Origin of the sequence: Erythrobacter sp. THAF29, from assembly GCF_009363635.1 — a bacterium.
In the GTDB taxonomy this organism is placed as follows: domain Bacteria; phylum Pseudomonadota; class Alphaproteobacteria; order Sphingomonadales; family Sphingomonadaceae; genus Erythrobacter.
This window is the reverse complement of sequence record NZ_CP045392.1, coordinates 1,648,335-1,661,666: the sequence shown is the minus strand read 5'-3', so window position 1 is coordinate 1,661,666 and position 13,332 is coordinate 1,648,335. Positions and strand designations below refer to the sequence as shown.

At 56.2% G+C, this 13,332-nt stretch carries 9 protein-coding genes; 3 read left to right on the top strand and 6 right to left on the bottom strand.

Going from position 1 to position 13,332, the window contains the following annotated elements:
• Positions 1–7 precede the first annotated feature (7 nt).
• From FIU90_RS08060 to FIU90_RS08035, 6 genes are all read right to left on the bottom strand, one after another.
• Positions 8–2,137 carry a PQQ-dependent dehydrogenase, methanol/ethanol family gene (locus FIU90_RS08060; RefSeq protein ID WP_152434310.1) on the bottom strand — a complete coding sequence of 710 codons (2,130 nt, stop codon included), beginning with the start codon at positions 2,135–2,137 and terminating at the stop codon, positions 8–10.
• 125 nt (positions 2,138–2,262) lie between these two features.
• Positions 2,263–3,381 (bottom strand): CaiB/BaiF CoA-transferase family protein, encoded by a 1,119-nt coding sequence (locus tag FIU90_RS08055; protein WP_152434309.1) that lies wholly within the window; start codon positions 3,379–3,381, stop codon positions 2,263–2,265.
• Positions 3,382–3,388: 7 nt separating this feature from the next.
• Positions 3,389–4,543, bottom strand: coding sequence for an acyl-CoA dehydrogenase family protein (locus tag FIU90_RS08050; protein WP_234029453.1), 1,155 nt, complete (start codon positions 4,541–4,543; stop codon positions 3,389–3,391).
• Positions 4,543–5,793, bottom strand: coding sequence for a thiolase family protein (locus FIU90_RS08045; protein ID WP_152434308.1), 1,251 nt, complete (start codon positions 5,791–5,793; stop codon positions 4,543–4,545). Before FIU90_RS08045 ends, FIU90_RS08050 begins: the two co-directional genes overlap by 1 nt.
• Before the next feature lie 38 nt (positions 5,794–5,831).
• Positions 5,832–6,626 carry an enoyl-CoA hydratase/isomerase family protein gene (locus FIU90_RS08040; RefSeq protein WP_152434307.1) on the bottom strand — a complete coding sequence of 265 codons (795 nt, stop codon included), beginning with the start codon at positions 6,624–6,626 and terminating at the stop codon, positions 5,832–5,834.
• A gap of 156 nt (positions 6,627–6,782) precedes the next feature.
• Entirely contained in the window at positions 6,783–7,823 is a 1,041-nt protein-coding gene (locus tag FIU90_RS08035) for an AraC family transcriptional regulator (RefSeq protein WP_172970220.1), read from the bottom strand.
• 319 nt (positions 7,824–8,142) lie between these two features.
• On the opposite strand from FIU90_RS08035, the gene FIU90_RS08030 reads away from it, so the two are divergent.
• The 3 genes from FIU90_RS08030 to FIU90_RS08020 all read left to right on the top strand — a co-directional run bounded on the left by FIU90_RS08030 (position 8,143) and on the right by FIU90_RS08020 (position 13,127).
• The gene (locus FIU90_RS08030; RefSeq protein WP_152434305.1) at positions 8,143–10,581 is read left to right on the top strand and encodes a TonB-dependent receptor; all 2,439 of its coding nucleotides are present in this window, start codon (positions 8,143–8,145) and stop codon (positions 10,579–10,581) included.
• A 117-nt stretch (positions 10,582–10,698) separates the two neighbouring features.
• Positions 10,699–11,472, top strand: a complete 774-nt coding sequence (locus tag FIU90_RS08025) for an SDR family NAD(P)-dependent oxidoreductase (RefSeq protein WP_152434304.1) — start codon at positions 10,699–10,701, stop codon at positions 11,470–11,472.
• 44 nt (positions 11,473–11,516) lie between these two features.
• On the top strand, positions 11,517–13,127 hold the full coding sequence (locus FIU90_RS08020; protein WP_199799323.1) for a class I adenylate-forming enzyme family protein: 1,611 nt from the start codon (positions 11,517–11,519) through the stop codon (positions 13,125–13,127).
• Positions 13,128–13,332 lie beyond the last annotated feature (205 nt).

Below are 13,332 nucleotides of genomic sequence, written 5' to 3'. Positions count from 1 at the left end.
CTCTTGATCAGTCAGTTTCTGTAGTGCTGGTATCTTCAAAAGCGAGCCATGCGCGTGACAGGAGAAAGTCCTCGATGTCGCTGACTTCCTCTTTGCTCAGCCGACCGTTGAAATTGGGCATGCCATTGGCTGCCGCTGCACCTTCAAGGACGAAGGCGTGGAACGCATCGTTACCCAATGTTGCCGAGTACCGCAGATCGGGCGTGGTGCCAGCCGAGATAGCTGCGCCCCCATGGCAGATGCCGCAGAAACGCCCGTAGAGATCGGTTCCGCGTGCGACGGCTTCAGTGGAGCTGGGGCGTCGTGCCGGACGTGGCAGCTCGCTCTTGGCGGGTTGCCGTAATGAGATTTTGCCATCGGCGCCGAGCTTGAACGCGATCACGCGCCCTTCGACCTTGCCGCCTTTGGGATCGACATAATATCCGGCCAGCAGGTTCGCGCCGCTGCCCCAACCGACCGAGACAGCGATATATTGTTCACCATCCACCTCGTAGGAAACAGGGCCGCCAACCATAGCTGCACCGACAGTGAAGGACCACAACGTGTCGCCAGTTTTGGCGTTGAAGGCGTTGAAAATCCCCTTGGTGGTTCCCTGAAATACCAGATTACCGCCTGTGGCCAGCGTACCGCCGTTCCAGATCCGTTCGTGCTCAACCCGCCAGACTTCTTTCTGTGCGACCGGATCCCACGCAACCAGCTGGGCGCGGATCATCTGCTTCATCAGCGCGCGTCGTTCGGCCTCTGTGTCGGGAAGCGGATCCGTCAGGCTGACGCCGGTGTTGAGACCATCGCGATCCACCCGCGCAATGTCGCCTTCGATCTGATCGCGATAAAGAAACGGCATATCCTGCGCCGGAATGTATACCAGCCCGGACTGCGGGCTGTAGGACATCGGGTGCCAATTATGCGCGCCGAACGGAGTGGGTTTGACCAGCGCCATTCCTTCCGGATAGCGCGCTTCCGGATTCTCAATCGGACGTCCGGTTTCAGGGTCAATGCCCTTGGCCCATGTTACCGGCACGAAATTCTCGGCCGAAATCAGCTTCCCGTCGGTCCGGTCAATCACATAGAAAAAGCCGTTTTTCGGAGCCTGCATCAAAACCTTGCGGGCTTCCCCGCCAATCTCCAGATCGGCCAGAATGATGCTCTGCGTGGCCGTAAAGTCCCAGGTTTCGCCCGGTGTTGTCTGATAGTGCCAGACATATTCCCCGCTATCGGGGCGCAGCGCGACGATGGAGGAAAGGAACAGATTGTCACCGCCGCCGGGGCTGCGAACTTTCTGGTTCCACGGCGCACCATTGCCAACACCGATATAAAGCAGATCAAGCTCGGGATCATAGGCCATGGAATCCCATACGGTGCCGCCACCGCCCAATTCCCACCATTCGCCCTTCCATGTTTCAGCGGCCATTTCCATGGCTTCGTTTTCGAACCCATCTTTGGGATTGCCGGGTACGGTGTGGAATTTCCATTCCTGCTCACCCGTTTCGGCATCATAGGCTGCGACAAAGCCGCGTACGCCAAATTCAGCCCCGCCATTGCCGATAATTACACGGCCTTTCACCACACGCGGTGCGCCGGTGATGGTGTGAGGTTCTTCAATCGGGAATGTGCGGGTTTCCCAGACCTGATCGCCGCTTTTCTGGTCAAGCGCAATCAGCCGTCCGTCAATCGTGCCAAAAAACAGCTTGTCCTGATAGACCGCGACCCCGCGATTGACGACATCGCAGCAGGCATGGCGCCCTTTTTCACGCGGGACTTCCGGGTCGTATTTCCACAACACCTCGCCGGTTGCCGCATTGAGCGCGATCACTTCGCTCCACGAACCGGTAGTGTACATCACGCCATCAACCACAATGGGTGTAGCTTCAATGCCGCGGAAACTGCCCAGCGGCGCTTCCCAAGCCAGACCGAGCTCGCCGACATTGTCCGCATTGATCTGTTCGAGCGGACTGAAGCGTTCTTCATTATAGGTGCGCCCGTGCGAGAGCCAGTTGGCTGCATCTTCCCCCGCTTCAAGCAAGAGTTGTTCGCTCACCGCACCGTCACTGGTACTTCCGCATCCTGATAATGTTGCAAGGCTTGCGAGCAGAATGGCGGGCGCGGCCCTTCTCAGGATTTGCGAAATATCAGCCATGTCAGTTTCCCCTGTGCGGGGCCTCTCCTTGTCCGCATTGCTTTTGCAAAGCGTTTTTTCACCCCTCAAGGAGACAGATAAAACACGGCAATTGCAATCTGCAAGACCATGCCCAATGCGCCAACTCACCGTCTCTTGGTGTTTTTCAACTCTTGGAGGATTTCATCGTCATGCTCGCCATGGCCCGGGGCAGGCGAGATGGAGAGGGGAGAAGAAGAGGCAAATCGTGGTGCTGAACCGGCTTGCAGATAGCCCTTGCTTTCATCAAAAATTCCGCGCGCCTGATTGTGCGGATGCTCTTTGGCGCTTGACGGACTCAACACTGGCGCAAAGCAGGCATCGCTTCCTTCCAGCAAGGTGCACCAATATGCGCTTGGCTGGGAAGCGAATAGCTCAGCAAGATGTTTGGCCTGTTCGGGCCAGAATTTCGGATCAAACTGGTTGGCGAATAGCGGATTGTCTGACAGGCCAAGCCGCTCCAGCAATTCGGCATAGAATTTCGGCTCCAGGCTACCCACTGTGATATGCGTGCCATCAGCACAGCGATAGGTGCCATACCAGGGCGCGCCGTCCAGCGCGCTGACCCCGCGCTCTTCCTTCATCAGCCCCTTGGGCATCAGATCGAAGATCAGGTTCATCATGTGGGCCGAACCATCGACAATCGCGGCATCGACAATGTCGCCTTTACCGCTTGCTTTGGCCCGGACAATTCCGGCGAGCACGCCGATGGTCAGATAGTTGGCGCCGCCACCCAGATCACCCACCATGGCGGGCGGAGGGAGTGGAGTTCCATCAGCAGTCCCGGCATACCAGCCAGCCGATGACAGCGCGACATAGTTGATATCGTGACCCGCCGCTTGCGACAGAGGCCCGTCTTGTCCCCAGCCGGTGATGCGGCCATAGACAAGCGCAGGATTGCGTTTCTGACATATATCAGGCCCCAGCCCCAGCCGCTCCATCACGCCGGGGCGCATCCCTTCGATCAGAGCATCGGCGCTGGCGACCAGATCAAGCAGAATTGCCTTGTCGCCATCATCCTTCAGATCAAGCGCGATAGAGCGTTTGCCGCGCTTGAGTATGCCAACCGGCATAGTCGTGCCCGGATCGCTGCTCTTCTCCTTGCGCTCGACCAGAATGACATCTGCACCCATATCGGCGAGATGCATCCCGCAAAAGGGAGCAGGACCGATCCCTTCGATCTCGACAATGCGGATTCCGGCAAGCGGCCTTTGTTGCTCGGTCACTACTTGATCACTTGAAGGCGGAAACACCAGTCAAACCGCGCGCGATCAGCAGTTTCTGGATCTCCGTTGTGCCATCGGGGATCGGCGTAATCATCGCTTCACGTGCAAGCCGTTCGACGATGAATTCCTTGGTCACGCCATTCCCGCCATGGATCTGAACCGCCTGCCGCGTCGCATCGACGGCGATTTCGGTACCATACCATTTGGCCATCGCGCATTCCACGTCGCAGCGTTCACCTGCGTCGATCATGGAGGCAGCCCGCAACGCCAGCAGCCGTGCGGCGTCAATCCGGGTGGCCATGGTCGCGATCTTGTCAGCGATCAGCTGATGCCCGGCGATAACCTTGCTGTGCTGTTCGCGTTCCTGCGAATATTTGATCGATTCCGCCAAAGCGCGTCTGGCAATGCCGTAACCCCAGGCGCCAACATGGATGCGCGCGCGTTCGAACAAGGTCAGCGTGTTCTTGAGGCCATCGCCAATGTCGCCGACAGTATTGCTTACCGGAACGCGCACCCCGTCCATAAAGACTTGTGAGGTCGATTGGCCATTGAGGGCCATTTTGGGGATGCCGCGCACCTCATAGGGGTGCTCGTTCCGGTCGAGCAGAATATGGGTGAGTTGATTGTCATCGGTGCGGCAGGTGCAGATGAAAATATCGGAATATTCGCCATTGGTGATCCAAGTTTTCTCACCGCTGATTACCCAATCATCGTCATCCCGAACCGCGCGGGTCGTCACGCCCGAAACATCAGAGCCGATGCCGGGTTCCGAGATACCCACTGCCGCATAAATCTTGCCGTTCAACAGCGGTTCGCCATAGCGTTCGCGCAGCTCATCTGAACCCAGTTTCAACACCATGGATGTTGCCGCAGCATTGACCAGCATGGCGACTGTCAGATCAGCGGAGCTATAGGCCAGTTCCTCGATCAGTTGCACATGCAACCGCCAGGACATGCCAAGACCGCCATGTTCGGTCGGTTGCGGGGCATTGATCATGCCGAACTGGGTCAGATGCCCGGCCCATTCAACCATCTTTTCCTTGGGGTAGAATGTGTCGCCAAGCTTTTGCAGCTCCGGTTCGAGTTGCTCGTCCAGATAACGCCGCAGACCGTCAATCGCCATCCGCTCGTCTTCGTTGAACAGGAAGTTGATATTGCTCATTATCCTTCTGCCTTTCCAAAAATGTTGACCACTGCGACACCTTCCTCGATGCCAACCAGACCACCACTGTTTTCGTGCACAGCGTGACGCGCGCCTTCGACCTGACGCGCACCGGCTTCGCCACGTAATTGTGTAGCCAGCTCATGAATCTGACCAAGGCCGGTTGCCCCGATCGGGTGACCTTTTGATTCCAGCCCGCCAGACGGGTTGATTGGAATGCGTCCGCCGACTGTGAAGTCTCCGCGTTCGGCAGCCGGGCCGGCTTCACCCATCGGGACCAGCATCAGATTTTCCGCATGCATAAGCTCGCCAATCGCCGTTGCATCATGCACCTCTGCGACATCCATATCCGCAGGAGAGCGTCCGGCCTTGTCATAGGCTTTCTGCGCGGCGAGGCACGCCATGTGATTTTCCGGCTCATCTGCCGTTCGTTCGGGATTGCCGCTCATCGTTACGCTGGCGAGAATCTCGACTGCGCGCGATTTGTCTCCGCCCAGCTTTTTAAGACCATCCTCGTTGCAGATGATGGTCGCCGCAGCACCATCCGAAATCGGCGCACACATGGGCAGCGTCAGCGGATAGGTGATTGGCGGAGCGGCAAGCACTTCCTCAATCGAATAGGGTTGCTGATATTGCGACAGGGGGTTGTGCACAGAATGTTGATGGTTCTTCGCCGCAATCGCCGCAATCTGGCGTTGGGTCGTTCCGTTGCGCTTCATGTGATTGAGGCCGAAGGCGGCATAGACTGACATGAATACGCTATAGGGATTTGGCGATTCTGAACCTTCCGGCTTGTCCATGCCTTCACCCAGACTGACCAGACGCTGCGTATTCTCTTCCGGTGTCGCGACATCCCACGCACCGTCAAAGACAGCGAACATCTTGGCCTTGTCAGGGATGTTCATTTTTTCAACGCCTGCCGCCATGACAATATCATGCATGCCCGAGGCTACACCCTGAGCAGCGAGATGAAACGCGCTTGAGCTGGAGGCGCAGGCGTTTTCGATATTGAAGACTGGCGTTCCAGAGAACCCGATCTGGCCAAGCGCGACCTGTCCGGGGATGAAAGTCTGCCCTTGCAGGAAACCCTGCGTCGAGCTGGAATGATAGATTGCGTCAATATCACTGTTGGCCGCGCCTGCATCCTTCACTGCATGGGCAATCGCCTCATCAAGAAGATGCGCAATTTCGCGGTCGGGATGTCGCCCGAATTTCGTCATGCCCACGCCGACGATATATGTCTTTTCCATGGTCGGGATTCCCTTCCTGTAAGCCTGCGATCAGGTTGTTATGTGCCTGTGTATTTGGGTGCGCGCTTTTCAGCGAAGGCTGAAAGACCTTCGAGAAAATCTGCAGATTGGGCGTGCTCGTCGAGCAAACGGCTTTCCAGCGCGAGCGCGTCGCGCGTGTCGAGCCGGGCGCCCTGATCGACCATCTCCTTCATCCGGGCGAGAACCAGCGGGCTCTTCTGGGCCAGTTTTTCGGCCAGCTTTCGCGCCTCGTCCAGCAGCGCATCATCATCATGCACCGCGCTGACAAAGCCCATCTTCTCGAACTCTTCTGCAGGCCAATTATCGCCAGAGAAAAGCAGCAGGTTGGCTTTCTTCTCACCAATGAAACGCGGCAAGATTGTTCCGCCGCCACCCCCGGGCAAGACGCCAAAATTGGAGTGGCTGTCACCGATCCGTGCGCTGCGGGCGGCCAGCACAATATCGCAGGCAATCGCCATTTCCAGCCCGCCCGCCAGCGTCATACCGTTCAGCGCGGCAATGGTTGGTTTTGGCAATTCGCGCAACTGGATAAGCACATCCTGAATTGCCTCCAAGAAGCCGGTAAAGCCCTCGGTCTTGCCCGTTTGAGTTTCGGCCAGAACACCCTTGAGGTCAGCCCCGCAGCAAAAGGCGCGGCCCGTGCCCGTGACTATCAGCGCGCGCAGATCATCATCCCCGGCAACAATGGAAATGGCGTTGGAAAGCTCCTCCACCATCTTTGCCGATATGGAATTCATTGCCTCCGGCCGGTTCAGCGTAATGGATGCCACCGCATTGCCGGTTTCAAATGATATCGTCTCATAGTTCGTCATCGTATATTTCCGGGTTTTGTCCAAACGGAACATGTGCCTCTGGATTGCACTGTCCGACACCGACAATAGTATGTGTTCGCCTTTTTGATATGCGCTTGACTTGCCATTGCACGCCAAAAACGCGTCAATGGGGCGTCGGGCCTGGTAGCGGCGCAGCTATTTGGCCCGTACCTCCGTTTTGTCGAGAAACTCATGCGGTGACTGGCCCGCCAACCGCCGGAAAGCACGCGAAAAATTGCTGGGATCAATATATCCCAGAAGATAGGATATCTCCTTGATCGAATGCCGCCCGGCGCGCAGGTACCGAATTGCAAGATATCGGCGTATATCATCAAGCACGCCGTTAAAGGTAGTGCCTTCATTCTGAAGCTGGCGCTGCAGATTGCGGTTGCTCATTCCCAGATCGGCGGCCACGGCCTCTACCGACACATCACCATCCGGCAGCATTCTGACAATGGTGGACTGGATGCGCGGAATGATCTGCTGGTCATCGAAGCGGGCGATATATTCCATCGCGATCTGGTCATGATGGCGGACAATTTCCGAATTGGCCCCGCGAAGGGCCTGTTCGTAATCGGCCTTGGAAACATGCATTTCCAGTTGATCGCAACCATATTCAATCGGACAGCAAAAGAAGTCATCGAACTGGGCGGAGGTTTCTTTTGGTTCCGGTCGGCGCATTCTTACCAGCATGGGTGTAAAGCTGGAGCGATAGACCATGCGCGCAAAACGCAGCACGGTTGCAATAAAGGCGTCCTGCCTCAACGCAGGCATATCCTCGCGCAGCTTCAAAACATAGACCAGCCTGTCATCGCGCAATTCGATGCTGGCATCGGCGGCGTGGGATATCAGGCGGAAAAAGCGGGCGCAGCGGTTGAAGAAGCTGAGCAGGGTACGGCTGGCAAAGAGCGAATAGCCCAGCGCATGCATGGAGCCCGGGGTGAGCCGTTCGGCAAGCCGCAACCCGATTGCTGCGTCATCCGTCACCCGGCCTACAATCGAATAGAACCGGCTCATTTTCTCCGAAGGAACGCGTGCGCCCGGGTCATTGAGCAATTCCGGATCAATGCCGGCCTCGTCCAGAATCGCCTCGATCTCACTTTCAAGACCGAATTCCTCGATGATGGCAACAAGGTGGATCAGCCAGCTGGCAATGACTGACGGTTCTGCGCCTTGCAGTTCAAGATCATCGTCCAAAGCCAGTCTCTCCCTGCTCCCTTTCCGGAGCTTCACTTGTCAAACAACCGAAGTTGTCTGCGGCCCGATATCTGGTGGGGGTCATGCCACTATAAAGCAACCCGGCAACATCTCGCTAGCCCAAATCTTCACCGGAGGCCCGCGACCCGTTTGGGCCGATTTCACCCGTTCTGCGCGAGAAAAGACGGCAGGTTGGCGCAGTGTGACAGGCGTTCCTGCGCGCATTCTCCCGGCAATCTTCTAAACCGCTTGTGGGACTGTGACAGTTTTTTGTCATCAGTGAAGAGTCAGAAATTTGAGATTTCCAGGGAGAACATCAATGTCGTCGATCAATCGCAAAACGCTGCTTCTGGGTTCGGTAGCCATTCCGATGTCCATGCTGGCAGCGCAGCCGGCAGTGGCGCAGGATAACACGGAAGCCGCCGAAGAGAGTGGTGGTCTGGGCGAGATCGTCGTTACCGCACGTAAAAGGGACGAGACGCTGACCAATGCCCCGGTGGCCGTTACAGCCATCGGTGGCGCAGAGCTTGAAAGTCAGGGTGTCACCGGTCTTGAGCAGCTTTCAGCGCGTGTTCCCGGCCTGCAAGTCGGTCGTGCAGCGCAGACCAGTAACGTATTTATTCGCGGTGTTGGCTCGGGCATCAACAAGGGCTTTGAGCAGTCGGTCGGTATGTATGTTGATGGCATTTACCAACCACGTAGCCGTCAGTTTACCCAGTCACTGTTTGACTTGCAGCAGGCTGAAGTTCTGCGCGGTCCGCAGGGGCTTTTGTTCGGTAAAAACACCGTTGCGGGTGCTGTTAAGGTCGAAACCACAAATCCGGAGATTGGCACCGACATTGAAGGTTTTGTCGGAGTTGCGTGGGAGCCGGAGTTTAATTCGCAGCGCTATACCGGAGCTGTTTCTGCAGGGTTGGGAGACTCGGCGGCCATTCGTCTCGCCGGACGTTACACATCAACTGATGGTTATGTGACCAGCAGTTTGTTTGATCGTGATGAGGCTGATCGTGAGGACATCCTCGCCCGTTTGACGCTGGTTGCGGAGCCCGCTTCCAACTTCAATATCGAGGCGAAGGTGTCCTACTCCGAAATGGACGGTGTGGGTAAAGAGGCGACTATCTTTGCCGTTGATCCCGCACTTCCTACGCCTAACACTCTGGCGCTGTCGGGTTTGGTCGACCCCGATTTTGCTCCTGCGACGGCTGGTCGCCGCTACATCAATTCCATCGGGAATCTGAGTATGGCTCCGGGCGGAGATCGAGAAGAGCTTGAATCGATCAGCGGGTCGTTGAAAATGGACTGGGAGCTTGGGCCGGTTACGCTAACTTCGGTTACAGGCCTCTCCAATTTCAAGTTCCTGCAGAATCATGATGTGGACTTCCTTCCTGTCGATTTCATCCAGAATCGCGATCAGGAAGAGTTGGATATGTTCAGTCAGGAGTTGCGTTTTGCGACCGACTTCGACGGACCGGTCAACTTCCTCGGAGGCGTCTACTACGAGAAGCAAGATCTGAATCTGAACGCGATTACGCTTTTCAATGGCGACTTTGGCGTATTGCCTGCCTCGATTCTTCCCGGGGGTTTGCTGCGTGCAGGTCAGTTCACGAATTTTGACCAGAATGCCGAGACGATTGCGGCATTCGGTGAGGCTTCGATTGATCTGTCGGATACGCTGACGCTTGAAGTTGGTTTCCGCTATTCGCACGATGAAAAAGATGTCCAGAAACGAGTGGCGATTGGTACAGGGGATACCAACAACTTTCAGATTCTGGTCCAGCCGGAAGACACTATCGGATCACCCGATCTTCCGACCTATGTTGGAGCAGCGGCTGCCGCCGGTGGAGCCGATGGTGCAAATGCTGCTGCGACCTTCGCCGGGCTTTTGGGCCGATTTGCACACATTCTGAACGATTCACGCTCGGAAGATCATCTTGATCCTTCGGTCAAGCTGCGCTGGAAATACAGCCCCTATGGGTCTGCATATATCTCCTATTCGGAAGGCTACAAATCAGGTGGCTACAACTTTGGTCCTGAATCAGCCGATGTGGCTGGCAATCCACTGCCCGGCCACGAGTTTGAGGATGAAGGTGTTCAGGCTTGGGAATTCGGCATCAAGCATGAGTTTGGCAATAGCGCACGGCTTGGCTTTATCGTGTTCCGGAGTGACTTTGAAAACCTTCAGGTAACGTCGTTCAATGGCACGGCCTTTGTGGTCGGCAACGCAGCGGAGCTGCGGGTGCAGGGCGTCGAGGTCGACGGACAGCTACTGATTACTGATGATCTGGAACTTGGCGGTGCGATTGCCTATCTCGACCATGAATTCCAATCCTTCCCGACAGCAGGTTGTTCGGTTCTTGAACTAAACCTGGCGACCTGTCCGAACTCAGGCGGTCCGGGTACCAAGGATCTGTCCGGTCAGCGTGGCTCCTTTGCACCGGAATGGAGCGGGAATGCCTATCTCGACTACACTCGTGATTTTGACAGTTTCACGCTGTCTTCGCGGGTCACAGTGAACTTCAAGGATGAAATGTTCCTGGATACTGACCTTGATCCCAACGCTTACCAGAGTGGTTACGCCAAGATCGACGCGCATATCGGGGTCGAATTTGACCGCTTTGAACTGCGCGTATTTGGCCGGAACCTGACCAACAAGGCTACCTACACTGCGAGCGTTGACGCACCGCTTAGCCCGGGCGTCTATGTCGGCTGGATCGAGGAGCCGCGTGTAATCGGTTTCGAAGGTAAAATTAACTTCTGAGCTTCTCCCTGAACCGTCTCCCATACTTGTTGTGGGGGGCGGTTCCAACGGGCAAAGCCGATGCGGATTGTCTGCTGCTGGCAGCAGCGGAGAACCGCAAATGGAGGAATTCGCTATATGCAGTTCGCGGGAAAAGTAGCTGTTATCACTGGTGGCGCGTCTGGTCTGGGCGCTGCGGCTGCTCGCTATTTTGTCGAGCACGGGGCGAAGGTATCGCTGTTTGATCTCAATGAAGAGGCAGGCTCCGCGCTTGTCGGAGAGTTGGGGGCTGACAATGCGGTATTTCATGCAGTCGATGTGACTGATGAAGGACTAGTGACGCGTGCGGTGGATGCGACCGCAGCGCATTTCGGTGCCATCCACGTCAACGTAAACGCGGCCGGTATACCTGCGCCGACAAAAATTCTCGACCGCGAGGGCAATGCGGCGAACCTCGCCAAATTTGCCAAAGTTGTTAACGTGAACCTGATCGGTCTGTTCAACGTCATGAGCAAATGTGTGGCGGTGATGGCGCGCAATGAACCTGAAAATGGTGAAGAGCGCGGTGTTGTTGTCAATGTGTCATCGGGTGCGGCCTATGAAGGGCAGATCGGCCAATCGGGCTATTCAGCGTCCAAGGCAGGCGTGATTGGCCTCAACATTCCGGCCGCGCGCGAGTTGGGCGTGCTGGGGATTCGGGTCAATGCCATCGCACCGGGCCTCTTTGGCACTCCGCTGGTGATGGGGCTGGGTGAGAAAGTGGTTTCCTCTCTGGTTGAAACGATTGAGGCTCCCAGGAGAATGGGTGACATGCGCGAATTTGCGCATACATGCCGTTATATTGTTGAGAATGCGTATCTTAATGGAGAAACAATCCGGTTGGATGCTGCCACCCGGTTGAAAGCAAAATAGGGCTACCGATAACGGTCGCGCCCGATTTGAGAAGGGACAGGAATATGGGCTCGCAAGCAACTGCATCGGGTGATCAGGAACAGGTGCCAAACCCCTTCAACTACAGCCGGATCATGCAGGGTCTGGTCGAGTCATTCGGTGATCGCGAGGCGATTGTGAATATCGAGCGCAATCGTCGCCTGACATTCCGCGACTATCATGAACTGACCAACCGCTTCGCCCATGTTCTGCACGGCCCGCTGGGGCTGGGGGCGGGGGATCGCTATGTCTGCTTTCTCGATAATGATAATCTCTCGCTGTTTCACTGGGCGACTGCAGCCAAGGCGCTGCCTACTTGCTGCCATGGCAATTTTCGGGATAGTCTCGACACGCATTTGAGCCAAATCGAGACCGTCAAACCCAAAGCCGCGCTGATCGAGAATTCACTGATCGAAAGCCATGCTGGCCCGCTGGCCGAACTTGGCATTCAGGTCGTCTGCATGGATCCGCAGGAAAATGCCCGCGAAGGTGTGCTGGAAATGCCCGCATTGCTGGATGCAGCTTCGAGCGACAATCCCGATATCGAGATCGACAGACACTCGCATATCATTTTGATGCGTTTTACCGGGGGCACAACCGGCGACAGCAAATGCGCGCGCTATACCGCCGACAACATACTCGCCTGTAGTGAAAGCTATCAGGTGCTGCCGGGGTCGGATTTCTCCGAAGAAACGCGGACGCTTCATATCGCGCCGATCAGTCATGGCAGTGGCATGCTGGTCCAGCCGACCATGCTGCTCGGTGGTTGCACCGTGACGATGAACGAGCCCAGTCTCGAGCTATGGTGCCAATATGTGGAGCAGGAACGGATCACCCACGCGTTCGTCGTTCCCACATTGGCATATCGCCTTCTGGAAATGCCGGAGGCGGAGAAATTTGATCTCTCGACGCTAAAAACAGTGTTTTACGGTGCCGCCCCGATGAGCCCGTCCAAGGCGAAACAGCTTGTTGCCCGGTTTGGCCCGGTTTTCATACAAGCCTATGGTTCAACCGAACATCTCGCGGTTGCGCTCTATCTTGGCAAAGAAAAGCATGAGGGGGACGACAAGCGATTGGCATCAGCCGGACGACGTAACAATGGGATCGAACTGACCATTTGCGATGATGATGGCAATCCCGTCCCGCGAGGTGAAGTTGGCGAATTCTACATTCGGTCGCGCGGCACCTGTCAGGGCTATGAAGGCAATCCGGAAAAGACCGCCGAAGAATTCATCGACGGCTACTGGAAATCGGGTGATGTCGGCTATGTTGACGAGGCGGGCTATTGCTATCTGGTCGACCGCAAGAAGGACATGATCATCACTGGCGGCTTCAATGTCTATGCGACCGAAGTCGAAGCTGCGATCAATTCCTATCCCGGCGTTACCATGTCGGCAGTCGTCGGCATCCCGCATGAGGATTGGGGCGAAGCAATTCATGCCGAGGTCCTGCTTAACGGGCAGGAAGAAGTCGAAGAGCAGGCGCTTGTCGCCCATGTGAAAGAACAGATCGGATCGGTCAAAGCTCCGAAAACGGTTGCGTTCGTCGATGAACTTCCCACCAGCGTGGTCGGCAAGGTCATCCGCAAGGACGTGCGCGCGAAATACTGGAAGAGCCGAGACCGACAAATTGCATAGGTTCTGATGATAGGAGCATTCTGTTCGCCAGGTGAACTTTTCTGCGATTGCGCGTTTTCCTGTCGGGTCGAGGTCTGAATTTGGTCGCCTTTTTCATAGTAGAAGCCAGAAACCAGCGGGTCGTGTTTCCCAATCTCGACGCGAAGAGACAGTTCCTCTCCAACATTCCACGTGTCACGAATTCTACACTTGTAGATTTCGCCCC